The 232-nt window shown below is 38.4% G+C and carries 1 protein-coding gene; it reads left to right on the top strand.

Features of this window, described 5'->3' with window-relative positions:
- Nucleotides 1-96 precede the first annotated feature (96 nt).
- On the top strand, nucleotides 97-232 hold a 136-nt coding region (locus V7137_RS09375; RefSeq protein WP_335697837.1), incomplete at its 3' end, for an aspartyl-phosphate phosphatase Spo0E family protein.

The raw sequence follows: 232 nt of genomic DNA, 5'->3' as shown, positions 1-232 counted from the left end.
CATTATAGGTTATACTAGTAATTCCAATGAGAATTTGATATATTAGTATTCTATTTTCTCCAAAATTTAGGGGTTACTCCGGAAAGGACTACGGCCGTGACAAAGAAGGACTTAGTTACATTAATCGAAAAAAAACGAGCTGAATTAATTCAAGTCGCGACGAGCAATGGCCTGACATCCTCCGTTGCCATTCGTTACAGCCAGGAGCTAGACCACCTTTTAAATGAATATC

Origin of the sequence: Neobacillus drentensis (genome assembly GCF_036962765.1) — a bacterium.
GTDB classification, from domain to species: Bacteria; Bacillota; Bacilli; order Bacillales; family Cytobacillaceae; genus Neobacillus; species Neobacillus drentensis_C.
This window is presented reverse-complemented; position numbering and strand designations above follow the sequence as displayed.